The organism is Frigoribacterium sp. MCBA15_019, assembly GCF_001864945.1.
Lineage (GTDB): Bacteria > Actinomycetota > Actinomycetes > Actinomycetales > Microbacteriaceae > Frigoribacterium.
Map to the genome: position 1 here is coordinate 626,168 of NZ_MJGS01000001.1, position 23,879 is coordinate 650,046.

A 23,879-nucleotide genomic window follows, 5' to 3' on the forward strand; every position below is an offset into this window, starting at 1 on the left:
CCGCCACACGGGTCTCTCGATTGACAGCGACCTCGCTGCCGTGATGGTAAGTTCTGTCGGGTTCGGGAGTCCGTCAGCGACGCCCGGCGCAAGGGGCCGTGCCGTGTCCGACAGCAACACGGTGGCGGATCGCGTGGACCGGTTCAGCAGCGACCGGGACTCCCCCGCCGAACGACCGAGGGGCTCTCCCGCGTCCCCGGTCCCTCGTCGCCGTGGACGATCCGCCACGGCCATCCCCGGAAGGCCCCACCAGGTGCGCACCCTCCCCCTCTCCGCCGCCGTCGCCGCGCTGTTGCTCGTCGTGACGGGCTGCTCGTCCGCCTCGTCCCCCGACGGGTCGGGCACCCCCGACCCCGACGCGACCGTCACGGTCGGTCTCGTGCTCGAGCCGAGTGACCTCGACATCCGCACCACGGCGGGCATCGCACTCGACCAGGTGTTGATCGACAACGTCTACCAGGGCCTCGTCGGCCGCACGCAGGACAACGAGATCCGCGACGTGCTGGCCGCGAGCCACACGGTCAGCGACGACGGCCTCACCTACACGTTCACGCTGCACGACGGCGTGACCTTCCACGACGGTGCCGCGATGACGGCCGACGACGTCGTCTGGTCGCTGTCGCAGGTCAAGGACGACGCCTCGCTCGCGAACCACGCCGACCTCGCCGCCGTCTCGACCATCACCGCGCCCGCCGCCGACACCGTCGTGCTCACGCTCTCGCGACCCGACTCGTCTCTGCTGTTCGATCTGACCGGTCGCGCCGGTCTCGTGCTGCAGCAGTCGGCGACGAACGACCTGTCGACCACGGCGAACGGCACCGGCCCCTTCGAACTGACCAGCTGGCGACAGGGCGACAACCTGCAGCTCGGGCGCTTCGACGACTACTGGGGCACCCCGGCGAAGGTCGCGGGCGTGACCTTCCGCTACGTGACCGACCCGTCCGCGGCGATCAACGCCTCGATCTCGGGCGACGTCGACGTGCAGACGGCGGTCGACGCGACCCTGTCGAGCCAGCTCGACGGCGTGGACGGCATCACGCTCGAGAAGGGCAAGACGACCGACAAGTACACCCTCGCGTTCAACAACGCCGTCGCCCCGTTCACCGACGCGAAGGTCCGCAAGGCCCTGCGGCTGGCGATCGACAACGACGCGCTGATCGCCGCCGTCGGAGGGTCGGCCGTCGACCAGGGCGGCCCGATCCCCGAGCTCGACCCCGGCTACGCGGACCTCACGAGCGTCGACGCCTACGACCCCGACGAGGCGAAGAACCTGCTCGCCGAGGCCGGCCACGACGGCGACCTCTCGCTGAGCCTCGAGTACCCCAACGTCTACCCGACCGCGATCGGTGACGTGCTGACGACGCAGCTCAAGGCCGTCGGCGTCACGTTGACGGTGCAGCAGGTCGACTTCAGCACGTGGCTCGACGACGTCTACGTGAACAAGGACTTCGAGCTCAGCATGGTGAACCACGCCGAGACCCACGACTTCTCGAACTGGGCGAACCCGGACTACTACTGGGGCTACGACAGTGCGCCCGTGCAGCAGCTCTACACGGAGTCGATCGCGGCGACCGACCCGCAGGTCGCCGACCGGAAGTTGGCCGAGGCGGCGAAGATCGTCTCGGACGACGCCCCCGCCGAGTGGCTCTACACGGCCACCACGCTGACGGCGATCCACGACGGCGTCACCGGTTTCCCGACGAGCTCGACCACGACCCGCCTCGACCTGGCTGACCTGGCCACGGCGGAGTGACCCGCTTCGTCGTCGGCCGCCTGCTCCTCTTCGTCGGGGGGCTGGCCGTCGCGAGCGTGCTGATCTTCGCGACGCTGCGGTTGCTGCCGGGCGACGTCGCCCAGGCGATCGCCGGGACGACCGGCTCTCCCGAGCAGGTGGCCGCCCTGCGCCAGCAGCTCGGCCTCGACCGGCCCGTCGTGGTGCAGTACCTCGACTGGGTCGGCGGGCTGGTGCGACTCGACCTGGGCGAGTCGCTCGTCACCGGCACGCCGGTGATCGACGAGGTGCTCGACAAGCTGGCCGTCACCCTCCCGCTCGCGGCGCTCTCCCTGGTCTTCGGGTTGCTCATCGGAATCCCGCTCGGCGTAACGAGCGCACTCCGCCGCGGCCGCGCCTCCGGGGTAGTCCTCGGCACGGGGGCCCAGCTGCTGGCGGCCGTCCCGGTCGTCTGGGCCGGCATGCTGCTGATCGGCGTCTTCGCCGTCACCCTGCGCCTGCTGCCGACACAGGGGTTCCCGGCCGACGGGTGGAGCGACCCCGGGCGGGCGCTGCGCTCGCTCGTGCTGCCCGCCCTGACCATCGCCATCGTCGAGGGGGCCGTGCTGCTGCGCTTCACGCGCTCGGCGGCGCTCGGGGCCCTCGACCAGGACTACGTGCGGACGGCCGCCGCCAACGGCATGACCCGGTCGCGTGCCCTCGTGAAGCACGGACTGCCGAACGTCATGCTCAGCGTGGTGTCGATCCTCGGCCTGCAGGTGGCCGGCCTGATCGTGTCGGCCGTCGTCATCGAGCAGTTGTTCACGCTGCCGGGACTCGGCCGCATGCTCGTGACCGACGTCGGTCGTCGCGACCTGACGAAGGTGCAGGGTGAACTGATGACGCTGACCACGCTCGTGCTGTTCATCGGCCTCGTGGTCGACGTCGTGCACCGGCGGCTCGACCCGCGCCTCCGCGAGGGCGACCGATGAGGCGCGGTGCGTTCGTCCGCGAGCTGCTGCGTCGACCGCAGGGCGCGTTCGGCGTCGGCTGGCTCACCCTGATCGTCCTGTCCGCCCTGGTCAGCCGGTTCTGGACCCCGCTCGACCCGTTCGACACCGACCCGTACTCGGCCTGGCTGACACCCTCGTTCGGGCACCCCTTCGGCACCGACTCGGTCGGCCGGGACATCTTCAGCTACGTCTTCGCCGCGACCGGCACGACGGTCGTGGTCGCCGTCGCCTCGGGCGTCGTCGCCACCGTGGTCGGGGTCGGCCTGGCCGCCCTCGGCTCGTTGACGGCCCGCTGGGTGCGGGAGTCGGTCGCCGTGCTGATCGACGTGCTCGTGGCGTTCCCGACGCTCCTGATCGCCATGGCCCTCGCCGCGGCGTTCGGCGGGTCGCTCACCGTCGTGGTCGTCGCCGTGGGCATCGGCTACGGGGTGACGATCGCCCGGGTCAGCCGGTCCGAGATCCGCCAGGTCGCACGGACCGACTACGTGCTGGCCGCACGGGCGAACGGGCTCGGCACGGCGGCCGTGCTGCGGCGCCACGTGCTGCCGAACATCGCGCCCGTCTTCGTCGTCCAGCTCTCGCTGTCGATGGCGACGAGTGTGCTCGCCGAAGCGGGACTGTCGTTCCTCGGTTACGGCGCCCCCGCCGACACCGCCTCGTGGGGGCGCCTGCTCAGCGACCTGCAGAAGTTCATCGGCGTGCATCCCGGCTCGGTGCTCTGGCCCGGACTGGCGATCACGCTGACCGTCCTGGCGCTCAACCTGCTGGGCGACGCCGTGCGCGACGCCTCCGACCCGCGACTGCGGTCCCGCCGGGCGGGACGCGGCGCCCCGGTCGATCCGTCGACGCCGGCCCCACCCGCCGCTCCCCCGCGCACCACCGCCGCGGGCGCCCCGAACACCCCGGGGGTTGTCTCGTGAGCCTCGAGATCGACGACCTGACCGTGACCATCGGCGACCGCCGCGTCGTCGACGGACTCTCGCTCGACGTGCCCGACGGTGCGCGGGTCGGGCTGATCGGCGAGTCCGGCTCGGGCAAGTCGATGACGACGCTGGCCGTCCTCGGCCTGCTGCCCGACGGCGCCCGCGCCACGGGCAGCATCCGGCTGGACGGGCGCGAACTGCTCGGGGCGTCCGAACGCGAGCTGGCCGGCCTCCGCGGCCGCGTCGTCGGCACGGTCTTCCAGGACCCCCGAACGGCCCTCGACCCCGTCGTCACCGTCGGGCGGCAGATCGCCGAGCCCCTCCGCCTGCACGGCCGCGTCGGTCGTCGCGACGCCCGCGCCCGGGCGGTGGCCGCCGCCGCCGAGGTCGGCCTGCCCGACCCCGAGACCGTCGTCGATCTCTACCCGCACCAGCTCTCGGGCGGTCAGCGGCAGCGCGTCGGCATCGCCATGGCCCTGATCAATCGGCCGGGACTCGTGCTCGCCGACGAGCCGACCACGGCCCTCGACGTCACGACGCAGGCCGAGGTGCTCGCACTCTTCCAGCGCCTCGTCGACGAGCAACGGACATCGCTGCTCTTCGTCACGCACGACCTCGCGGTGCTCTCGCGCATCACCGACCACGCGGCGGTGCTGTCGTACGGGCGCGTCGTCGAGCGCGGCCCCGTCGAGCAGCTGCTGCACCGCCCCGAGCACGAGATCACCCGCGGACTCGTCGAGGCCACGAGGGCGACGACCTGGAGGGCCTCGTGAGCGACCCGACGACCGCACCCGCGCCTCCTCTGCTCGTCGCCCGGGGCCTCACCCGCACCTTCACGCTGCCGCGCCGGTCGCCCTTCCGGCCGGGGCCGGTGCGCCACGCGCTGGTCGACGCCGATCTCGAGGTCGCGGGGGGCGAGAGCGTCGCCCTGATCGGCGAGTCGGGCTCGGGAAAGTCCACGCTCGTGCGCCTGCTACTCGCCCTCGACCGGGCGACCTCGGGCACCGTGACGTTCGACGGCCGGACGGTCGCCCCCGACCGCGCCTCACGCCTGCGCTGGCTGAGGCGGCAGACCGGGATCGTCCTTCAAGACCCCTACAGCTCGCTCGATCCCCGCATGCGCGTGGGCGACACCGTGGCCGAGCCACTGCGCGCCCTGGGCGTCGAAGGCGAGCACGACCGCCTGGTGGCCGAGATGCTCGAGCGCGTGGGTCTCGCGGCACGCGACGCCGAGGCCTGGCCGCACGAGTTCAGCGGGGGCCAACGGCAGCGCATCGCCCTGGCCCGGGCCCTTGTGCACCGGCCGCGGCTGCTGATCGGCGACGAGCCCATGAGCGCGCTCGACGTCACCGTGAGGGCGCAGATCCTCGACCTGCTGCGTGAGCTGCGCGACGAGCGAGGGCTGTCCCTGCTGCTCGTCTCGCACGACATCGGACTCGTGCAACACCTCGCCGACCGGGTCGCCGTGCTGCGCGACGGCCGCATCGTCGAGCAGGGCGTCACCGACGACGTGCTGCACCGGCCCCGGCACGACTACACGCGCGCGCTCGTGGACTCGGTGCCGACGCTCGACTGAGTCCCGGCTCGTCACCGGGTGGCAGGCCGGCTCGTCAGCGGGTCGCAGCCCGGCTCACCACATCGGCGGGTGACGACGCTGCCACCGCAGTCGCCGCTCGAGCTGGGCGCCGATCGCGAGCAGGACGTCCTCGCGTCCCGGTCGCCCGATCAGTTGCACGCCCGCGGGCACGCCGTCGACCTCACCCACCGGGAGGCTGACGGCGGGTAGCCCGGCCACGTTGACGAACGACGTGAACGGCGAGTACAGGCACTGCTGCTCGAAGTTGCGTTCGGCGTCCTCGGCGTCGTACCAGCCGATCGGGCGCGGCAGCATCGCGAGCGTCGGCGTCAGGACGGCGTCGAAGGCCGAGAACCGCTCGATCACGTCGCGCTCGAACGCCGCGAGCCCGACGAGCGCCGCCGACAGCTCGCGTGCCGTCACGCGTCGACCCTGTTCGACCAGCCACCGGGTGATCGGCTCGAGCAGTGCCAGCTCGGCCTCGCTCTCGGCCGGGATGCCCGCCGCGCCCGCCTGCCAGATCGTGCGGAAGAGCGCCGGGTAGTCCGACGGCGGCAGGCTGGTCTCGTCGACCCCGTGCCCCATCGTCGCGAGCAGGTCGGCGGTCTCGCCGAGGACGCCCAGGAGGCGCGGGTCGACCCGGACATCGAACGCGTCGTCCCAGGGGCTGGTCGTCATGACCGCGACCTGGAAGCGTCCCTCGCCCCGCACGGCCGTGCCGAGGTAGGCCCCGTCGGGTGACGGCGGGGCCCAGAGCGCCTGGTGGTGGCGCGGGTCGCGTCCGTCCGGCGACACCATCGCGTCGAGCAGCAGGGCGGCGTCGGCCACCGACCGGGCCAGCGCCCCGCCGACCGGCAGGCCCGCGAGGCTGGTCAGGCCCGACTGGGCCGGCACCCGGCCCCGCGAGGGTTTGAGGCCGACGAGACCCGTGGCGGCCGCCGGGATGCGGATGCTGCCGCCGCCGTCCGACCCGGGCGCGAACGGCAGGAGCCCGGCGGCGACGGCGGCCGCGGCCCCGCCACTCGACCCGCCGGCGCCCGTCCCCGGCGACCACGGGTTGCGCGTGGGCGGACCGACGAGCGTCTCGGTGTACGCGGTCAGTCCGTACTCGGGCGTGGCCGTCTTGCCCACGCTGATCGCGCCGGCCTCGTCGAGCACCTCGGTGATCTCGGACGACTTCTCGGGCACCCGTCCCCGGCTCAGCCGTGATCCCGACCAGGTCGGCACGCCCGCACGGTCGCTGAGGTCCTTGTCGGCCAGCGGCAGCCCCCACAGCGGTGCGACCGAGGGGCCGGCGGCGGCCAGGGCGTCGGCCCGCGCGCGGGCGGCGTCCTCGGTGACCGTGACGAACGCGCCGATGTCGCCGTCGAGACGGGCGATGCGCTCGAGGTAGTGGGTGGTCAGCTCTCGGGGCGAGACCTCGCCGCGGCGCAGCCAGTCCCACTGCTCGTGGGCGCTCAGGTGATGGAGTTCGAACACCCGTCGAGCCTAGGCCGCGGCCCCTGCCACGGGCGGCCCTTTCTGGTACATTTGTCCCATTCGTGCTCCCCCGGTCGCAGGTCGCCGCCGGGACCGTCGCACGTCTCGACAGGACACCGTCATGGGTTACCTCTTCCTCGCGCTCGCCATCGTCGGCGAGGTCTTCGCCACGAGCTTCCTCAAGGTCACCAGCGGCCCCGACGCCAAGTGGTGGCAGTACGCCGCAGTGGTGGTCGGCTACGTCTTCGCCTTCGCGATGCTCTCGCAGTCGCTGACCAAGGGCGTTCCGCTCGGCATCGCCTACGCGATCTGGGCCGGCGTCGGCGTCGTGCTCGTCGCCCTCATTAGCTGGATCTTCTTCAAAGAGCCTCTGACCCTCGTCCAACTCGGCGGCATCGTCCTCGTCATCGGCGGCGTCACCATGCTCGAGCTCGGCGGCCGCCACGAGGCCGCGGCCTGACCCCGGTGACCGACGCGACGTCGGACGACGGCCGGACCCCCGGCTCGGCTTTGGGCCCCGGCGGCCAGGCCCTCACCCCCAAGGGCGAGACCAGGAGGCGCGCGCTGCTCGACGGCGTCCTGGCCGTCCTCGAGACGGGCGGCCCCTCCGCCGTGACGCACCGGGCGGTCGCCCGCGCGGCCGGCGTCCCGGTCTCGGCGGCCACGTACTACTTCGCCGGACGCGACGACCTGCTGCGCGCGGCGCTGCGCCACGCGACCACCGACTGGGTGCGGTCGTTCGACCGACTCGAGCGCGCCTCCTTGGGTGACCTGGCCGAGACACTCGTCCGGTACGCGATCACCGAGCGCGGTTCCGCCCGGGCGCAGTACGAGCTGCTCTTCACCGCCATGCGGGACGAGTCGCTGCGCGACGACGCCGACCTCTGGTACTCGTCGCTCGAGCACGTGCTGCGGCGGGCGGGCGTGCCGACCGAGCGGGTCGACGTCGTGGCCCTCGCGGTCGACGGGCTGATCGTCCGCATGCTCTGGCGCGGCGAGCCGTCCACCGTGGACGCGACCGAACGCGTGCTGCGCGAGATCGTCGGGCCGGTGCCCTGAGGCTCAGCCGCGGCGGCGCTTCTTGAGCGACTTCTGCATCGTGATCGTGCCGAGCCAGCGGCCGAACTTGAAGCCGACCCGGCCCATGCGACCGACCTCGGTGAAGCCGAGCCGCTCGTGCAGGCCGATCGACGCCTCGGCGTTCTTGTCCGCGATGACGGCGATCATCTCGCGGATGCCCGCATCCCGACAGGCCTCGACGAGCGCCTCGAGCAGGGCGCGGCCGAGGCCCTTGCCCGTCGACGCGGCCCGCAGGTAGATCGAGCTCTCGACGGTGTAGCGGTAGGCCGCCTTGCCACCCCACGGGGTCGCGACCGCGTAGCCGAGGGCCTCGCCGGACGGGTTCACCGCGACGAGGAAGGGCATGCCGAGCTTCGTGACGAAGGCGTACTTGCGTCGCCACTCGGCGAGGGTCATGGCGTCCTCGTCGAAGGTGACCGACGAGTTCGCCACGTAGTGGTTGTAGATCTCTCGCACGTAGGGCAGGTCGGCGGGCGTCGCGGGGCGGATCGCGAACGAGAACCCGGGCTCGACCGGGGCCGGGGGCCGAAGGGCTCGGGGAAGGCGCCGTCGGGGCTGGTATTCCTCTTCGAGCACGGGCCCACTCTGCCACGCCGGGCGCCGGCCCGGTGCGGTCGCCGACCGGGACGGGGTCAGGCGGGCGGCAGCGTCCAGTCGACGGGTTCGCCGCCCTGGGCGACGAGCAGCTCGTTCGCCCGGCTGAACGGTCGCGAGCCGAAGAACCCGCGCGACGCCGACAGGGGGCTCGGGTGGGGCGACTCGATCGAGGGGACGTCACCGAGCATCGGCTTAAGCGCCGACGCGTCGCGGCCCCACAGGATGGCCACGAGCGGCCCGCCCCGTGCGGCCAGCACCTCGATGGCTCGTTGGGTGACCGGTTCCCAGCCCTTGCCACGGTGCGACGCCGTCTCGCCCGGACGCACCGTGAGCACCCGGTTGAGCAGCAGCACGCCGTGGCGCGACCACGAGGTCAGGTCGCCGTGCTCGACGACGGGCACGCCGAGGTCGTCGTGCAGCTCGCGGTAGATGTTCGCCAGGCTGCGCGGGACCGGGCGGACGTGCGGGTCGACGGCGAACGACAACCCGATCGGGTGGCCGGGCGTCGGGTAGGGGTCCTGACCGACGATCAGGACGCGCACCTCGTCGAGCGGCTGACGGAAGGCACGCAGCACGTCCTCGCCGGCCGGCAGGTAGCCTCGCCCCGCGCGCACCTCGGCCCGCAGGTACTCGCCCATGTCGGCGATGCGGTCGGCCACGGGCTCGAGCGCGGTCGCCCACGACGGGTCGATCTGCTCCGAGAGCGGTCGACGGTGGTCGTGCATCTCGACGGGGGCGTCGTCGCGGCCCGGCCCGGACCCGGTCGCGTCGGTCACTCGACCCCGAGCGTGCCGACCGAGACGCCGACGATCTCGCCGTCGTCGTCGAGCTGCGGTTCGACCCGCCAGACGCTGCCGGTGCCGAGCACCGCGAGGGCGCCCTCGCCGACGACCAGGGCGGTGTTCTCGTCGATGGCGACGCCGCCGCGGACGAGTCCGGCCTCGGTGGCGGCGATGAGTCGGGTCAGGGTGCCCCACTGAGCGGCGTGCACGTCGATGGCGAGGTCGACGAGGCCGAGTCCGTCGGCGAGGGTGACCTCGTCCAGGTCTTCGGCGGCGTCCTCGGGGCAGACCGGGACGTCGCCGATCAGCCAGCCGCCGAGCAGGGCGCGGTCGGCGGCGATCATGGCACCGGCCGAGAAGCCGAGGTAGGGCAGTCCGTCGGCGACGAGCAGGCGCACCTGGTCGATCAGCGGCGCGACGGCCTCGAGGTAGGCGGGGGTGAGCCCGCCCGCGACGAGCAAGCCGTCGACGTCGCTGAGCACTCGGGTGTCGAACTCGTCACCCGCGGCGACGATCGTGGTGAGGGCCTCGCAGCGGCCTGCCGCGGCGAGCATGGCCGGGTAACCGTCGCGGAACTCGGCGGACGGCGAGTCGTCGGCGACGACGATGAGAACGGCGATGCGCGGCACGCTCCGACCGACGGCGGCGCCTCGGACGGCGGCCTCGGCCACGAAGAGGTCGTACAGCTCGGTGTCGTCGGGCGACCAGCCGCCGCCCACGAGGTGGATGCTCACGCGCCGGCCCCCGCTCCGACCTCGCGCGTCACGGGCGGCAGCGCGCTCCACGGGAAGGTGATCCACTGGTCGGTCCGCTTCCAGACGAAGTCCGGCTCGAGCACGGTGCGGGGCTTGCTGTACAGGCAGACCGTGCGCACCTCGGCGGCGACCTCGGCGAGCAGGTCGCGCACGAGCACGAGGGTGCGCCCCGAGTCGGACACGTCGTCGACGACGAGCACCTTCTTGCCCTCGAGCGACGGGGCGTCGAGGGTCGGCGGCAGCAGGACGGGCTCGGGCAGTCGCTCGTCGACGCCGGTGTAGAACTCGACGTTGATCGACCCGCACATCTTGGTGTCGAGCGCGTAGGCCACGGCCCCGGCGAGCACGAGCCCCCCGCGGGCGACGGCGACGATCACGTCGGGCGTGAACCCCGCCTGGACGACGTCCGAGGCCAGGTGGCGAGCGGCCTCACCGAACTCGAGCCAGCCCAGCACCTCTCTCTCGGGAGCCTCGACCTCGGGTCGTGCGGGGGCGGCCTGGCTGTCGTCGGGTGGGGTGACCATGCCGACAACCGTAACGCGCGCAGGCCCCCACGCGTCACGCGGGGACCCAGGCACCCCCGGGAGGCGCGAAGACGGTGTCGACGCCGTCGGACCAGAGCAGCGAGTCGGGCTCACGGTCGGTGACGCCCGGCAGGCCGCCGTCGGCCACCAGCTCGTCGTCGAGGTCGACCAGCTCGGCCCGGCGCAGCGACCAAGTGTCGTGCCGGTTCGGCCAGTACCGCGTGCGTCCGCCCCGGGCGACGTGCATGCCCCAGCGGGCAGTGAGGAACTCGGCGAGCGGATCGCCCTCGACCACCTCGTCGGTGGGCCGGACGGACAGGCGTGACGACGGATTCGCCCCCGGCCCGAGCCTGGTGCTGCGGTACGTCACGACCCCGTCGGCCCGGGACTCCTGCATCGACGCCCATCGGTACGGCAGACCGAGCCCGACGTTCGCGGCGAGCACCGACACGAGGCGCTGGGCCTCGAGGGTGCGGAACACCACGCCGCGACGGCCCAGGGCGTCGACCGAGTACAGCCGCACGTTCGTCTCGAGGAAGTCCCCGGCCCAGGGCACGGCGGGCAGCGGCCCGAAGGCGCTGCCGGTCAGCTTGAACGGGATCAGCCCGACCCAGGTCGATCCGTCGAACACGTCGGGCCGCGTGCCGGGCGGCAGCAGCGGTGCGACGCGGTCGGGCTCGACCCGCCAGTGCGCGAAGGCCAGGCCGCCCCAGTGCTGTCGGATGAACGGCGGGCGGAGCAGAGGAGGCGCGGTGCGGGTCACCGGCGCGGGCTCGGCCCCCGGCATGGTCTGGTCCATAGGGGCCACGGTACGGACGGCCCCCTGAACGCCCCACAGCTGGGCACGGGTGTCGCCGCCGGACCCTCGGTCGGGGCTCGTCACAGGTGTCGGACGAGTTCCGGGATGCGTCCCCGGAACGGGAAGAAGCCCCTCGAGGCGGACGGCCAGGCCTCGCCGTCCCAGCGCCGTCGGACGGTGACGAGGTCGATCCCCTCGACCGACAGGGCGGCGCGGACGGTCTCGAGGCGTTCCTGGACCGGGCCGACCGGCGCGTACGGCGTCAGCACCGTGTCGAGGCCCTCGGACCGTGCCCACTCGACGACGGTGGCGGGCAGCGCGTCGGACAGCGTCCGGGCGGACCGACCGCCGGCGTCCGGCGTGCGCGTCGCCGCGTCGTCCACGGCGCCCCTCGTGAAGGCCACGACGGCGGCCGAGGCCCCTCGGGGGGACCGTGACCCGGGGTCGGCGACGACGGCGGTCGCCGACAACCGTGCCACGAGACCGGGGCGTTCGGCGAGCAGGCTCTCGGGCTCGAGGTCCTCCTCGTGGAGCAGGAGTCCGACCCGGGTGCCCGGGGAACCGACGACGTCGGCCGGTTCGACGGGCGTCCGCGGGGCCAACGGCTCCTCGTCGAGAGCCCGGGCCGTGGTGGCGAGGCCGACGGGCGAGAACCGGCCGTCGGTGAAGCGCGAGATGTTCGAGGCCGTTGCCAGGTAGGTCTTGCCGGCGGTCTGCAGGCCGGCGACCCACCGCCACGACAGGGTGTTCGAAGCCGCGTCCCCGTCCAGCAGGTGCCGGTAGAAGAAGTCGGCGCCCAGCTGCCACGGCAGGCCGAGCGTGAAGATCCAGATGCTGGCGAACCACATGCGCGTGTGGTTGTGGAGGTACCCGGTCTCGACGAGCTCACGCACCCAGGCGTCCATCGCGTCGATCCCGGTGCGGCCGGCGACCGCCTCCTCGTACCCCGCGGGGACGCCTGCGTCGACGGCGCGGTCGACGTCCCGGCGGTACCGCCGCCACACCTCGGGGTTCTGCTCGAGCCAGCCCTTCCAGTAGGTGCGCCAGAACACCTCCTGCACGAACTTCTCGGCGGCACCGAGCGTGTGCCGCTCGAGGACCGCGCCGACGACCTCGCGTTCCGTCACGAGGCGGTGGCGCAGGTACGGCGACAGCCCCGAGACGGTGCGCCGCGAGACCCCCAGGTCATGATTGCGGTCACGGGCGTAGGCGGAACCGGCGCGGGGCAGGAACTCGTCGAGGGCCTCGAGGCCGGCGACTCTGGTCGGGATGAGCACGCCTCCATCTTGCGACCCTGGGGGCCGTGGGGACCGGCGTCGTCCCCCCGGGAGGCGTGCGGTGGACGCCGGAACCGACGACGCGCCGGGAGGGCGGCGGCGGGCCGGAGGGAGGCGCCGGGCCGGTCAGTGACGGACGGTCGCCGAACGCAGCGGCTCGAGGTCCTCGAGCGGCACGCCGATGCGCGCCCCCCGCAGCCGGCCGACCAGTCGCCCGGCGACGAGCGCGATCGATGCCACGGCGAGCATCGCGGCACCTCGGCGACGGGCGCCGAGCAGACGAAGGGCGGCCGCGGCCGTCCGGCCCGGCGTGATGCCGCGCTCGGTCTCGGTGTCGACGTCCCGACCGGACGACCGACGCAGGGCCGTCTGTGCGACGCCGCGGTCGAAGGCCGAGGCGGCCACGGACCGCCGACGCGTCTCGTGTGGGACGACGGTGCGCGAGACACGGGCCGACGAGGTCGAGACGATTCGCGCCTCCGGCTCGTCGGCCGCCAGGCGCAGGCACAGCTCGACGAACTCGGCGCCACGGGGCACGGCGTCACGGGCGTCGACCCCGCTGGCCAGGCCGCCGACCTGCAGCAGGTCCCAGCGGCGGAACCCCACGGTCGCCCCCGCCACGTCGTCGAGCCCCACGAGGCCGTCGGGACGCGAGCGGGGCGTGCAGTCGACGGCCCAGAGCAGGTCGTCGGGCAGGGCGGACTCGGCCGCACCGGGCCAGGTCGCCTCGGTCCGGCCGACGACGGCGATCACGTCGACCTGGTCGAACGGCGCGGAGAGCGCCCGGGCCCAGCCGGCGTGGGCGACGCAGTCCGCGTCGAGGAACGCGACGACGTCGCCGCGCGCCGACTCGATGCCGGTGTCGCGACTGCCGGCGAGCCCCGGTGTGCGGGTGTTGTCGACCACGACGAGGTCGTCGTAGCGGTGGCGCAGGTGGTCGCGCAGTCGCGGCGCACGGTCGACGACGACGAGGACGTCGTGCACGTCCCCGTCCCGCAGGACGGAGTCGAGTGCGGCCGTCAGACCGTCGAACGGGGTCGATTCGTCGGCGCAGACGACGACGCTGACGCGGGGGGCGGGGCGGTTCACGCGACACCTCCCCGGGGGGAGCGGCGGGTGGCCGGGCGGACGGCGGGCAGGGGCGTTCGGGCGCTGAGGGTCACGGGGGTTCCTCTGGGGTCGTCGACGGTCGCCGGTCACGCCGTCGAGCGGCGCGTTCGGGTGGCGACCCTCGTCGGAGGGTGCGTTCGGGTGACGTCGTCGAGTGGGTGGTTCGACGTCGTCGGCCGGTGATCGATTCGGGCGACCACGGCAGAGGCTCGCCCCGGATTCGGGTTCGGGGCGTCCTGACCTCGACAACGCTACGGGGCGCCTCCTGGGAACACGAGGAACGAGGGGGTCCCCCGTTCGAGGGGGCCTCGTCCGGGTGACGTCCGGGTGGGGCCCGGCCCACGCCGGCTCCCCCCGGGTGAGGCCCGCAGTCCTGTGCGGTTCGGCGGCCCCGGGGGCCCGGGACGGTAGGAGGCGCGGGCACCGTCGGCGGCGTCCGCCCGGTCGTCCGCCGGGTCGCCCCGCGTCGGAACCACCCGCTCGTGACCCCTGCGACGCGTCGTCCGTCCGCCCGTCGCCCGGGCCACCCACCCGGTCGGCAGCCCCCTGCACGCCGGTAGGGTCGGGGCCTCACCCGTCACACCACGAGAGGACGTCGACCCGTGCCCCACGGCCCCGGAACGCGCCGCCGCGCCGAACGCACGGCGCTCGAGCGTGCCGTCGACGAGGGCCTGCTGATCGTCCGCTCCGCCCTGGTCGTCGCGGTGACCAACCAGATCATCCGCCGTGCTCTGCAGGAGCACCTGCCGTTCGACGAAGCCGTCGCCACCCGGGTCACCCGCGACGAGATCGACCGCCTGACCGCCGAGCAGGCCGCGGCGGCCGTCCGGGTGCGCCAGCTGCGCCGGATGACCGGCCGGTCGTACGGGCAGTCCCGACACCAGTTCGACTACCGCCCCGAGGACGTCGACGCGCTCAAGCTGCGCGAGGCGGCGTCGAAGGGCGTGGCCCGGGCGCTGGCCGCGCGCCGGGACGACGACGATTTCGTGGCCGAGATCGTGGCGGACGCCCGATCGCGTGCCTGGGACGACGTCGGCCAGACGGTCGTGGATCGGCTCGGCTGGGCCGCGCGCCCGGACGACGACTACGACGACGGACGCCACGAGCGGCTGCGCGACCTCGTCGAGGGCGACCTCGCGGCGCTGCGCGAGGCCCGGGCCGCGGGCCCCGCCGGGCCGGTCAGTCCTTCTTGACCCTCAGCTCACCCTTGGCGACCTTGTAGGTCGCCGCCTGCGCCACAGGCTTGATCGTCACCAGGTCGAGGTTGACGTGGGCCGGCAGCTCGACCGAGTGGACGATCGCCTCGGCCACGTCGTCGGCCGTCAGCGGCGCCTCGACGTCGCGGTAGACGGCGTCGGCACGATCCCGGTCGCCGCCGAAGCGCACGAGCGAGAACTCCTCGGTGTGCACCATGCCCGGCGCGATCTCGATCACCCGGATCGGCTCCCCCGCCAGTTCGAGCCTCAGCACGGCCACGAGGGCGTGCTCGGCGAACTTCGAGGCGTTGTAGCCGCCGCCGTTCTCGTACGCGACGTGACCGGCGATCGAGGTGACCGTGACGATGTCGGCGCCCCGCGCCTCCTCGGCTCCGTGACGCAACGAGGGCAGCAAGGCGGTGACCGCACGCTTGGTGCCGAGCACGTTGACGTCGAACATGCGCTGCCAGTCGTCGATCGAGCCGTTCTCGACGCTGTCGAGGCCGAAAGCGCCGCCGGCGTTGTTCACCAACGCGTGCAGCGGGCCGGTCGCCTCGACTCGGGTGCGCAGGGCGGCCACGTCGTCGTCGCGGGTGAGGTCGGCCCGGAACCAGCTCGCCCCCGTCTCGTCGGCGAGCGCGCGGAGGCGCTCCTCGCGTCGGGCGACCGCCAGGACCTCCCAGCCGCGCGAGCGGAACAGCCGCACCGTCGCCGCTCCGATGCCCGAGCTGGCTCCCGTCACCACGACCCGCTTCGTCACGTGTGCCTCCTGTTGCCTCGTTCGTCGTCGTCGCCCGCTGCGGACGCACCCGGCCCACGCTAGCGGCCCCGTTACGTCGCGTGTCCGGCATCGTGGACGGTCGGGGGCACGGTCCGTACCGTGGCTGTCACCGCAGACCCCGCCGACCACCCCGGCCCACGCAACCCGACCGCAGGAGCAGACCATGACCGACGCCCAGCCCGCCTGGAAGTTCGAGACGCAGCAGATCCACGCCGGAGCCCAGCCCGACCCGACGACCCACGCCCGAGCGACGCCGATCTACAAGACGACGTCGTACGTCTTCCGGGACGCGCAGCACGCGCAGGACCTCTTCGCCCTGGCCGAGAACGGCAACATCTACTCACGCATCATGAACCCCACCCACGACGTCGTGGAGAAGCGCATCGCCGCGCTCGAGGGCGGCACGGGTGCGCTGCTGGTGGCGTCGGGGCAGGCCGCGTCGACCTTCGCCGTGCTGAACATCGCCGAGGCCGGCGACCACATCGTGTCGTCGTCGTCGATCTACGGCGGCACCTACAACCTCTTCAGGTACACGCTCGCGAAGCTCGGCATCGAGACGACGTTCGTCGAGAACCAGGACGACGCCGACGAGTGGCGTCGTGCGGTGCGCCCGAACACGAAGCTGTTCTTCGCCGAGACCATCGGCAACCCGAAGATCAACATCCTCGACCTCGAGAAGGTGTCGGACGTCGCGCACGCCGAGGGCGTGCCGCTGATCGTCGACAACACGATCGCGACGCCGTACCTGATCCGGCCCCTCGAGCACGGCGCCGACATCGTCGTGCACTCGGCGACGAAATTCCTCGGTGGCCACGGCACGGTCATCGGCGGCTTCATCGTCGACGGCGGCACGTTCCCGTGGTCGGCGAACGCGGAGCGCTTCCCCGGCCTGACGCAGCCCGACCCGTCGTACCACGGAGCCGTCTACACGCAGGCCGTCGGCGACGCGCTCGCGTACGTGATCAAGGCCCGGGTGCAGCTGCTGCGCGACCTCGGGGCCTCCAACAGCCCCGACACGGCCTTCTCGTTGATCCAGGGCATCGAGACGCTCAGCCTGCGCATCGAGCGGCACGTCCGGAACGCCCAGGAGATCGCCGAGTGGCTCGACTCGCGTGACGACGTGGCCGCGGTGTACTACGCGGGTCTGCCCACCAGCCCGTGGTACGCGGCGGCCAACAAGTACGCCCCCAAGGGCGTCGGCGCCGTGCTGTCGTTCGAGCTGAAGGGCGGGGTGGACGCCGGACGCGCCCTCGTCGACGGGCTCGAGTTGTTCAGCCACCTCGCGAACATCGGCGACGTGCGGAGCCTCGTCATCCACCCCGCGTCGACGACCCACTCGCAGCTCACCCCCGAGCAGCAGTTGACGACCGGCGTCACCCCGGGGCTCGTCCGCCTCTCGGTCGGTCTCGAGAACGTCGACGACCTGAAGGCCGACCTCGACGCCGGCTTCGCGGCGGCGCGCGCCGTCACCCGGGAGGCGCTGCGCAGCAGCTAGGACGGGCCGCGGCCCCTGGGGTCGGCGCGTCGCTCAGGCCGCCACCCCGAGCTCGCGCACGACCGGACGACGACGCGCCGCCATCACCGGGGCGATCGAGAGCACCACGACCAGCACGAACCCGACGAGGAGCACCCAGGGCAGCGGACGCAGCGAGTCGAGCGCCTGCTGCCCGGGGAGGGGCACGATCGTCGCGGGCAGGGCGAGAGCCATGGCGAGGAGTCCCGCCGTCACGGTGACCACCACCGCCTCGATCGCCGCGGCCAGGGTCACCGCCCGCCAGGTCATGCCCGCGACCACCAGCACGGCACTCTCGCGACGTCGCTCCGGTGTCGCCATGAAGATCGTCGTGCCGGCGGTCAACAGGACGACCGCGACCGGCACGCCGAACAGAGCCAGCCCCTGGACGAACATGCGGAGGTCGCTCCAGACGCCGATGGCACCGGTGAAGGCGCCGAGCGCCGCGGCGATCGCGAGCAGGGCCACGGCCGCCTGGCTGCGGGCGACCGCGTGCAGGGCGTTGCGTCGGGCCACGAACCAGGTCGTGCCGACGCCCGCCGGCAGGACAGCCGTCCAGAGGCGCATGACGGGCCCGGTCAGCCAGGGTGCAACGGCGGCGAAGAGCGCGATGAACGCGATCGGGAACAGCGACGTCACGCCGCGATCGCCGAGGAGGTAGCCGACGTACGTCCCGACGGCGAGCACCGCCGCGAGCGCGGTGGCCACGAATCGGCCGACGCCCGGTCGCACGGTCTCGTCGAGCGGGGCGCGGACGGCGACCAGGGCGGGCGTCCGGCCGGCGCGGCGGGCCGCGACGGCCGCGCTGACGACGGCCACGCCCACGTGGACGAGGGCGGCCACGGCGACGGGGCCGGGACTGAGGGCGATCGAGACCAGCGGGGCGTCAGGATCGGCCCGTACCGGTCGCGAGAGGCCGTTCAGCAGGAGGTCGAGCACGGGCAGCACCGCGATCGAGGCGACGAGGAAGGCGAGGACCGAGACCGTCGCGACCTGCGCGAGGACCACCGCGGCGATCGAGCGCGGGGTGAGACCGGCGAACTGCCAGAGGGCGTGCCGGGTCCGCTGCAGACGCACCGCGTAGCCGACCAGGAGGGCGACACCGGCGACGACGACGAGACCGTTCATCGCCGAGTAGATCTTCGCGTGGTTCATCAGGGCGGCAGCTTGCTGGGGATCGTCCATGGCCCGGGCCGTCGAGACGTCCCCCGCGCAGACGAGCGCGACGACACCCGACAGGAAGAGCACCACGAACACACCGAGCCAGGTGCGCCAGCCGGCGACGAGGTCGGCGACGACGAGCCGCGCGATCACCGCGAGCCCCCTCGGGCCCCCGCGACCGCGGCCAGGACGTCGTCCGGGCCGGGCGCGACGAGTTCGGCGTGGACGACCCCGTCCCTGAGCACCAGCACCCGGTCACCCCGGGCGGCGGCCTCGAGGTCGTGCGTCACCATGACCACCGACGTCGTGCCCGAGGCATAGTCACGCAGCAGGTCGAGGACGCGGACACCCGACTCGGTGTCGAGGGCCCCGGTCGGTTCGTCGGCGAACACCACGTCCGGTCGCGTCGCCAGCGACCGCGCCACGGCGACCCGTTGCTGTTGCCCGCCCGAGAGCTCGCCGGGTCGGCGGTCGGCCGCGTCGGCCAACCCGACCGCGCCGAGGGCCTCGCGCACGGCCCGCCGGTCGGCCTTGCCGGTCGCGAGGCGCAGCGGCAACGCGACGTTCTCGGCCGCCGTGAGCGCCCCCACCAGGTTGTACGACTGGAACACGAAGCCGATCGTCGATCGTCGGAACCGGGCGGCGGCCTCGGGACGCAGCGTCGCCAGGTCGGTCCCGGCGACGACGACGGAGCCGCCGTCGACCGCGTCGAGCCCCGAGGCGCACTGCAGCAACGTCGACTTGCCCGACCCGCTCGGCCCGACCACGACGACCATCTCACCCGACGCGACGTTCAGCGAGACGCCGTCGAGGACGGTGCGTCGTTCCCCTCCCCGGGGACCGGGGTAGGTCTTCACGACGTCCTGGGCGGACACGACTGCTTGCATGGGTTCCTCCGACTCGATGAATTGTCATAGTATGTCACATTCCCAATGACAATGACTGTGAAAATCGAGGCGGCAGCCCCGAGGAGGCGCGGTGCGCGTAACAAACGCACCGCGCCTCCCCGGCTCGTCCAGGATGGACGTCACATGGACTGGCAGAGCACACCCGAGGACACCGTCCCGTCGAGCGTCATCAGCGAGCGCACGCGCCTGGCGATGCTCGGCCGCCCGCCGGTCACGGGCGCCTGGCGCGACGGCGACGATCCCGGAGGCCGGTCGTTCGAGGCACTCGACGACCTCGTGCTCGAGAGCGGCGCCACGCTTCCCCGACCGCGGCTCGCCTACGAGACCTGGGGCGAGCTCGACGCCGACCGTGGCAACGCCGTGCTCGTCTCGCACGCCCTGACGGGCGACAGCCACGTCGTCGGCGCGGCCGGCCCCGGCCACCCCACGGCGGGCTGGTGGAACGGCGTCGTCGGCCCGGGGCTCGCGATCGACACCGACCGCTGGTTCGTCGTCGCACCGAACGTGCTCGGGGGCTGCCAGGGCAGCACCGGCCCCTCGTCGTTCGCGCCGGACGCCGTCGAGTGGGGGTCGAGGTTCCCCCACCTGACGATCCGCGACCAGGTCGCCGCCCAGGCGGCGCTGGCCGACCGCCTCGGCATCGAGCGATGGGCCGCGGTCGTCGGCGGGTCGATGGGCGGCATGCACGCCCTCGAATGGGCGATCACGCATCCTTCGCGCGTCGCCCGGCTCGCCGTGCTGGCCGCGCCGCCGGTCGTGAGCGCCGACCAGATCGCCTTGAACACGGTGCAGTACGAGGCGATCCGGATGGACGCCGCCTTCGACGGCGGGGACTACTACGACTCCGTCGACGGCCCCTACCGCGGCCTCGCCCTCGCCCGGCGGATGGCCCTGCTCAACTACCGCTCGCCCGACGAGCTGAACGCCCGGTTCGGTCGCAGCTGGCAGAGCGAGATCTCGCCGCTGGGCGGTCCGGGGCGGTTCCAGGTCGAGAGCTACCTCGACTTCCACGGCAACAAGTTCACCCGGCGTTTCGACGCGGGCAGCTACGTGACCCTGCTGGGCGCGATGAACTCGCACGACGTCGGACGCGACCGGGGTGGCGTGGCGGCGGCCCTGAACCGCATCACGGCCCGGACGCTCGTGCTCGGCGTCGACAGCGACCGGCTCTTCCCCGTGTCCGACCAGCGGGTGATCGCACGACACCTGCGGCACGGGCTGGACGGCGACGACGTGGCCGTGGTCGAGAGCCCCTACGGGCACGACGGATTCCTCATCGAGGGCGACGCGGTGGGCGCCCAGTTGCGCCGCCTGCTCGACTGACCCCAGTTCGGTGGACACCGCGGGGTACAGTTCGGCGTCGCGACCGGATCGTTACCTCGCCGATCGGCGATTCGGGCCCTGCACGACCCCCTGAGAGGGGGCTGGGTGTGAAAACATGAGGAGTCACCAGCCACCCGGCATCCGTGACGCCACCGTCGGAAGCCACTCACGAATCATGGACATCTTCGCCCAAGAGCGCGATCGTCTGCTCAGCAGCACGACCAGCACCCTGGGGCTCGCCTGCGCGGCGGTCTCCATCGTGGCCCTGGCGATCCCCGGCGTGACCGACCCCCTGCACCTCGCGGCCATCGCCCCGCTCGTCGCGCTGCTCGTCGTGTCGCTGCTCTTCGTCACCGGGCCCCGTGCCCGTGTCTGGGTCCCCGTCGGGCTGTCCTCGGGCATCGCCGCGACCGTGGTGGCCCTGTTGCCCGCCGGCGGGCCGGACGACGGCCCGCTCGCGACCGCGATCATCCCCCTGGCCGGCGGTGCGACCGCCGCCTTCAGCCTGATGCTCTCGTCGAGCCGACCGCGACTGACCACGGCGATCGTGGCCTTCGTCGTCGAGCTCACCCTGGTGGCCCTGGCCACCGGTTCGCTCTTCACCTTCCCGGTCGCGGCCGTGTTGCTCGGCTGGGTCTCCTGCTTCGTGACGGGCCTCTGGCTCGGGCGCGCCGTGCCCCTGGCGGCCCGCCGCATCTACAGCATCGGCAACGCCCACCGGGCCGAACGCCAGGCCAGCGAGACCGAGGCGCAACGACGACAGGGCGCCCGCCTGCTGCACGACACGGTGCTGGCGACGTTGACCCTGCTCGCCCACTCGGGCTTCGGCGTCACGCCCCAGGCCCTGCAGGACCAGGCCGCCGAGGACGCCCGCCTTCTGCGCCACCTCCGTCTCGGCGGCACCCCCCAGCCACAGGCCTCGGGCGACTACAGCCTCGAGACGGTCGAGGAGTCCCCGCTCGGCCAGACCCTCGAGTCGGTCAAGCAGCGCTTCGGCCGCATGGGCCTCGAGGTGAGCTGGCACGGCACCGGACAGGTGCTGCTGCCCACGCACGTGCTCGACGCCTTCCTGCTGGCCCTCGCCGAGTGCCTCGAGAACGTGCGACGTCACGCCGGGGTGACCGAGGCGCACGTCACGATCATCCACGACGACTCGATGGTGCGCGCCATGGTCACCGACGCCGGTGTCGGCTTCGACCTCGCCGGCATCAGCGAAGAACGCCTGGGCTTCAAGGAGTCCGTCGTCGGTCGGCTGCACGAGGTCGGCGGCAGCGCGCGCCTCTTCTCGTCCCCCGGGTCGGGGACCACCGTCGTCCTGGAGGCCCCGCGATGAGCATCGACGAGAACACCCTCGGAGTCGTCCGGGGCCGCCGGGCCGCCCGGGGCCTGCCGATCAGTTCGACCGGCGCGCGCTCGCTGCGCCAGGCGCGAGCGGCGGGAGCGACCCTCGGGACCGGCTACCTCGGCGTCGGCGCGGCCGTGGTCGCGGCACTCCAGGCCGTGTACGGCCTCGCGTTCTTCCTCAGCCATCTGTCGTCCTATCCCGACGTCGCCCCCGTCCTGATCTCGTGGCTGCTGTACGTGGCGACCTTCATCGGCACGGCCGTGCTCGTCACCGTGCGAGGCGAGAGGCTCACCACGGGGGTGTTCGCGGTGATCGGGGTCGTCCTCGCCGTCGTCGTCGCGCTCGACTTCGTCGCGATCTGGCCCCTGCACGACGTCGGCGCCTACGCCACCTCGAGCGTGGCCGTCGGCTTCGGCCTGCTGCCGATCGTCACGTTGAGGCCCGTGCGCGAGGTCGTCATCGCCACCGCCCTGCTGTTCGTGGCGCTCGTCGTCATGGTGGCGCTCTCGACTCCCGTCACCAGCGACTCGGGCCCGCAGCAGATCACCGTCGTGGCCCTGGCCGTCCTGCCGAGTGCCATCGCCACCTTCGCGGTGCACCGGTTCCGCCGCATGGTGCAGGTCGAGCTCGACCGGGTGCTCGTGCAGAGCAACGTGTCGCAGCCCCGCTTCGCGGTGGGCATGCTCGCGAGCGACGAACTGGCGCGGCTCGACCTCGCGGCCGAGAAGCTGCTCGACGGCGTCGCGAACGGCGACGTGCCGCTGCCGCTCTCGCCCAAGGTCGCCTCGCAGGCGGCGTCGCTGGCCACCGAACTCCGTCTGCACCTGATCGAGGGCCGGCGCGAGACCTGGCTGCACCACGCGGTCACCGAGTCCGAGTACCTCGGCCGGTCGGTCACGCTGGTCGACCCGTCGTCGCTGGCCGGCCTGCTCGCCCCGGCACAGCGCGACGGCCTGCTGCAGGGCGTCTGGCTGTTGCTCGGCGACTCGAAGAGCCGCGCACCGGGCACGACCATCCAGCTGGCCCTCGGCCCCGTGACCGCCGCGTCCCAGTCGTTCGCCGGTCGCAGCGTGTGCGTCCCCGTGGTGATCTCGACGACGGGCATCCGGCGCAACCGCGTCACCCCGGCCACCTGGAACGCCCTCGAGCGCGCCGGGGAGTACGTCGTGTCGTCCCACGAATCGAGCGTCAAGATCTCGGTCAGCTGCATCGTGGACAACCCCGCCGAGGCCTGAGCCGCCGAGCGCCCGCGTGGCCCGGCCCGATCACCACCCCCGCCCGTAGCATGAACCCCACACCGTCCTGAAAGAAGGTCCCGACGTGTCAGACCACGACGACCGCATCCGCCTCGCCCTCGTAGACGACCACAAGATGCTCCTGGGCGCCCTCAGCGAGTGGATCCGTGGTGCCGCGAGCGACATCTCGATGGTCGCCGCGGTCGCGTCCTGGCCCGAGCTGCTCACCCACCCCGAGTTCCCGGTCGACGTCGTGCTGCTCGACCTCGACCTCAAGGACAACATCCCGATCTCGTTGAAGATCAACACGCTCAAGACGACGGGCGTCAAGACCGTCCTGATGAGCACCTACTCCGAGCCCAACGTGGTGCGTGAGGCCCTCGCCGCCGGCGCCCTGGGCTACCTCGTCAAGAGCGAGGACGCCGAGATGATCGTCGAGGCGATCCGCTCGGCCGCCAAGGGCGAGTCGTACATCTCGGCCGAGCTCGACCTGGCCCTCAACGCCGCCGAGGTCGGCGGCGTGCCGAAGCTCAGCGCACAGGAACGCCGCGTGATGGCGCTCTACGGCGGCGGCGAGCCGGTCAAGGCCGTCGCCTACCAGCTCGGCATCAGCGAAGAGACCGCGAAGAGCTACCTCAAGCGCATCCGCGAGAAGTACCGGGTGGCCGGCTACGACGTGGGCACGAAGGTCGCCCTCCGGAAGCGCGCCATCCAGGACGGCATCCTGCTGCAGACCGACACCCCGGCCCAGACCAGCTTCTGACGCCCGGCGTCACCCCGGAGCACGGCCC

Annotated in this window: 24 protein-coding genes; 13 read left to right on the top strand and 11 right to left on the bottom strand. The window is 72.9% G+C overall.

The window, feature by feature from the left end:
* Positions 1-253 precede the first annotated feature (253 nt).
* Genes BIV04_RS02965 through BIV04_RS02985 form a run of 5 tightly spaced genes read left to right on the top strand, consistent with a single transcriptional unit; the run spans position 254 to position 5,223 of the window.
* Positions 254-1,753, top strand: a complete 1,500-nt coding sequence (locus tag BIV04_RS02965) for an ABC transporter substrate-binding protein (RefSeq protein WP_071253973.1) — start codon at positions 254-256, stop codon at positions 1,751-1,753.
* Positions 1,750-2,703, top strand: coding sequence for an ABC transporter permease (locus BIV04_RS02970; RefSeq protein ID WP_071253975.1), 954 nt, complete (start codon positions 1,750-1,752; stop codon positions 2,701-2,703). The genes BIV04_RS02965 and BIV04_RS02970 overlap by 4 nt, the downstream gene beginning before the upstream one ends.
* On the top strand, positions 2,700-3,644 hold the full coding sequence (locus BIV04_RS02975; RefSeq protein WP_071253977.1) for an ABC transporter permease: 945 nt from the start codon (positions 2,700-2,702) through the stop codon (positions 3,642-3,644). The genes BIV04_RS02970 and BIV04_RS02975 overlap by 4 nt, the downstream gene beginning before the upstream one ends.
* The gene (locus BIV04_RS02980) at positions 3,641-4,420 is read left to right on the top strand and encodes an ABC transporter ATP-binding protein (protein ID WP_071253979.1); all 780 of its coding nucleotides are present in this window, start codon (positions 3,641-3,643) and stop codon (positions 4,418-4,420) included. The genes BIV04_RS02975 and BIV04_RS02980 overlap by 4 nt, the downstream gene beginning before the upstream one ends.
* Positions 4,417-5,223 (top strand): ABC transporter ATP-binding protein, encoded by an 807-nt coding sequence (locus BIV04_RS02985; protein ID WP_177174747.1) that lies wholly within the window; start codon positions 4,417-4,419, stop codon positions 5,221-5,223. The genes BIV04_RS02980 and BIV04_RS02985 overlap by 4 nt, the downstream gene beginning before the upstream one ends.
* Positions 5,224-5,277: 54 nt before the next feature.
* Here BIV04_RS02985 and BIV04_RS02990 read toward each other — a convergent pair whose 3' ends face one another.
* Positions 5,278-6,702 carry an amidase gene (locus BIV04_RS02990; RefSeq protein WP_071253980.1) on the bottom strand — a complete coding sequence of 475 codons (1,425 nt, stop codon included), beginning with the start codon at positions 6,700-6,702 and terminating at the stop codon, positions 5,278-5,280.
* A 121-nt stretch (positions 6,703-6,823) separates the two neighbouring features.
* Here BIV04_RS02990 and BIV04_RS02995 point away from each other — a divergent pair, with 121 nt between their 5' ends.
* Together BIV04_RS02995 and BIV04_RS03000 are read left to right on the top strand one after the other, a co-directional pair.
* Positions 6,824-7,162 carry a multidrug efflux SMR transporter gene (locus BIV04_RS02995; RefSeq protein ID WP_043593751.1) on the top strand — a complete coding sequence of 113 codons (339 nt, stop codon included), beginning with the start codon at positions 6,824-6,826 and terminating at the stop codon, positions 7,160-7,162.
* Between the two features lie 5 nt (positions 7,163-7,167).
* Positions 7,168-7,761, top strand: coding sequence for a TetR/AcrR family transcriptional regulator (locus BIV04_RS03000; protein ID WP_071253982.1), 594 nt, complete (start codon positions 7,168-7,170; stop codon positions 7,759-7,761).
* Between the two features lie 3 nt (positions 7,762-7,764).
* Here BIV04_RS03000 and BIV04_RS03005 read toward each other — a convergent pair whose 3' ends face one another.
* The 7 genes from BIV04_RS03005 to BIV04_RS16980 all read right to left on the bottom strand — a co-directional run bounded on the left by BIV04_RS03005 (position 7,765) and on the right by BIV04_RS16980 (position 13,605).
* Positions 7,765-8,358, bottom strand: coding sequence for a GNAT family N-acetyltransferase (locus BIV04_RS03005; RefSeq protein ID WP_071253984.1), 594 nt, complete (start codon positions 8,356-8,358; stop codon positions 7,765-7,767).
* Between the two features lie 56 nt (positions 8,359-8,414).
* On the bottom strand, positions 8,415-9,104 hold the full coding sequence (locus tag BIV04_RS03010; RefSeq protein WP_071254725.1) for a uracil-DNA glycosylase: 690 nt from the start codon (positions 9,102-9,104) through the stop codon (positions 8,415-8,417).
* 47 nt (positions 9,105-9,151) lie between these two features.
* Positions 9,152-9,895: a Type 1 glutamine amidotransferase-like domain-containing protein gene (locus BIV04_RS03015; protein WP_255364125.1), complete on the bottom strand. Its 744-nt coding sequence runs from the start codon at positions 9,893-9,895 to the stop codon at positions 9,152-9,154.
* A complete protein-coding gene (locus BIV04_RS03020) occupies positions 9,892-10,440 on the bottom strand; it encodes a phosphoribosyltransferase (protein WP_071253988.1) in 549 nt (182 codons plus the stop codon). The genes BIV04_RS03015 and BIV04_RS03020 overlap by 4 nt, the downstream gene beginning before the upstream one ends.
* Positions 10,441-10,474: 34 nt before the next feature.
* The gene (locus tag BIV04_RS03025; RefSeq protein WP_255364126.1) at positions 10,475-11,239 is read right to left on the bottom strand and encodes a YqjF family protein; all 765 of its coding nucleotides are present in this window, start codon (positions 11,237-11,239) and stop codon (positions 10,475-10,477) included.
* A gap of 80 nt (positions 11,240-11,319) precedes the next feature.
* Positions 11,320-12,516, bottom strand: a complete 1,197-nt coding sequence (locus BIV04_RS03030) for an FAD-binding domain-containing protein (RefSeq protein ID WP_071253990.1) — start codon at positions 12,514-12,516, stop codon at positions 11,320-11,322.
* A gap of 126 nt (positions 12,517-12,642) precedes the next feature.
* Entirely contained in the window at positions 12,643-13,605 is a 963-nt protein-coding gene (locus BIV04_RS16980) for a glycosyltransferase family 2 protein (protein ID WP_071253992.1), read from the bottom strand.
* A 623-nt stretch (positions 13,606-14,228) separates the two neighbouring features.
* Here BIV04_RS16980 and BIV04_RS03040 point away from each other — a divergent pair.
* Positions 14,229-14,819: a hypothetical protein gene (locus BIV04_RS03040; RefSeq protein ID WP_071253994.1), complete on the top strand. Its 591-nt coding sequence runs from the start codon at positions 14,229-14,231 to the stop codon at positions 14,817-14,819.
* On the opposite strand, the gene BIV04_RS03045 is transcribed toward BIV04_RS03040, so the two are convergent.
* Complete coding sequence (locus tag BIV04_RS03045) at positions 14,806-15,582, bottom strand: SDR family oxidoreductase (RefSeq protein ID WP_071253997.1); 777 nt, start codon at positions 15,580-15,582, stop codon at positions 14,806-14,808. The two genes, BIV04_RS03040 and BIV04_RS03045, sit on opposite strands and share 14 nt — an antisense overlap.
* A gap of 184 nt (positions 15,583-15,766) precedes the next feature.
* Here BIV04_RS03045 and BIV04_RS03050 point away from each other — a divergent pair, with 184 nt between their 5' ends.
* Entirely contained in the window at positions 15,767-17,098 is a 1,332-nt protein-coding gene (locus tag BIV04_RS03050; RefSeq protein ID WP_071253999.1) for a bifunctional o-acetylhomoserine/o-acetylserine sulfhydrylase, read from the top strand.
* 33 nt (positions 17,099-17,131) lie between these two features.
* On the opposite strand, the gene BIV04_RS03055 is transcribed toward BIV04_RS03050, so the two are convergent.
* Positions 17,132-18,430, bottom strand: a complete 1,299-nt coding sequence (locus tag BIV04_RS03055) for an FtsX-like permease family protein (protein ID WP_071254001.1) — start codon at positions 18,428-18,430, stop codon at positions 17,132-17,134.
* The gene (locus BIV04_RS03060) at positions 18,427-19,164 is read right to left on the bottom strand and encodes an ABC transporter ATP-binding protein (protein ID WP_071254003.1); all 738 of its coding nucleotides are present in this window, start codon (positions 19,162-19,164) and stop codon (positions 18,427-18,429) included. The genes BIV04_RS03055 and BIV04_RS03060 overlap by 4 nt, the downstream gene beginning before the upstream one ends.
* 144 nt (positions 19,165-19,308) lie before the next feature.
* On the opposite strand from BIV04_RS03060, the gene BIV04_RS03065 reads away from it, so the two are divergent.
* The 4 genes from BIV04_RS03065 to BIV04_RS03080 all read left to right on the top strand — a co-directional run bounded on the left by BIV04_RS03065 (position 19,309) and on the right by BIV04_RS03080 (position 23,851).
* Entirely contained in the window at positions 19,309-20,508 is a 1,200-nt protein-coding gene (locus tag BIV04_RS03065; RefSeq protein ID WP_071254005.1) for a homoserine O-acetyltransferase, read from the top strand.
* 175 nt (positions 20,509-20,683) lie between these two features.
* On the top strand, positions 20,684-21,841 hold the full coding sequence (locus tag BIV04_RS03070) for a sensor histidine kinase (protein ID WP_071254006.1): 1,158 nt from the start codon (positions 20,684-20,686) through the stop codon (positions 21,839-21,841).
* On the top strand, positions 21,838-23,088 hold the full coding sequence (locus BIV04_RS03075; RefSeq protein ID WP_071254008.1) for a hypothetical protein: 1,251 nt from the start codon (positions 21,838-21,840) through the stop codon (positions 23,086-23,088). Before BIV04_RS03070 ends, BIV04_RS03075 begins: the two co-directional genes overlap by 4 nt.
* An 85-nt stretch (positions 23,089-23,173) precedes the next feature.
* On the top strand, positions 23,174-23,851 hold the full coding sequence (locus BIV04_RS03080; RefSeq protein ID WP_043593728.1) for a response regulator transcription factor: 678 nt from the start codon (positions 23,174-23,176) through the stop codon (positions 23,849-23,851).
* The last annotated feature ends 28 nt before the right edge of the window (positions 23,852-23,879 follow it).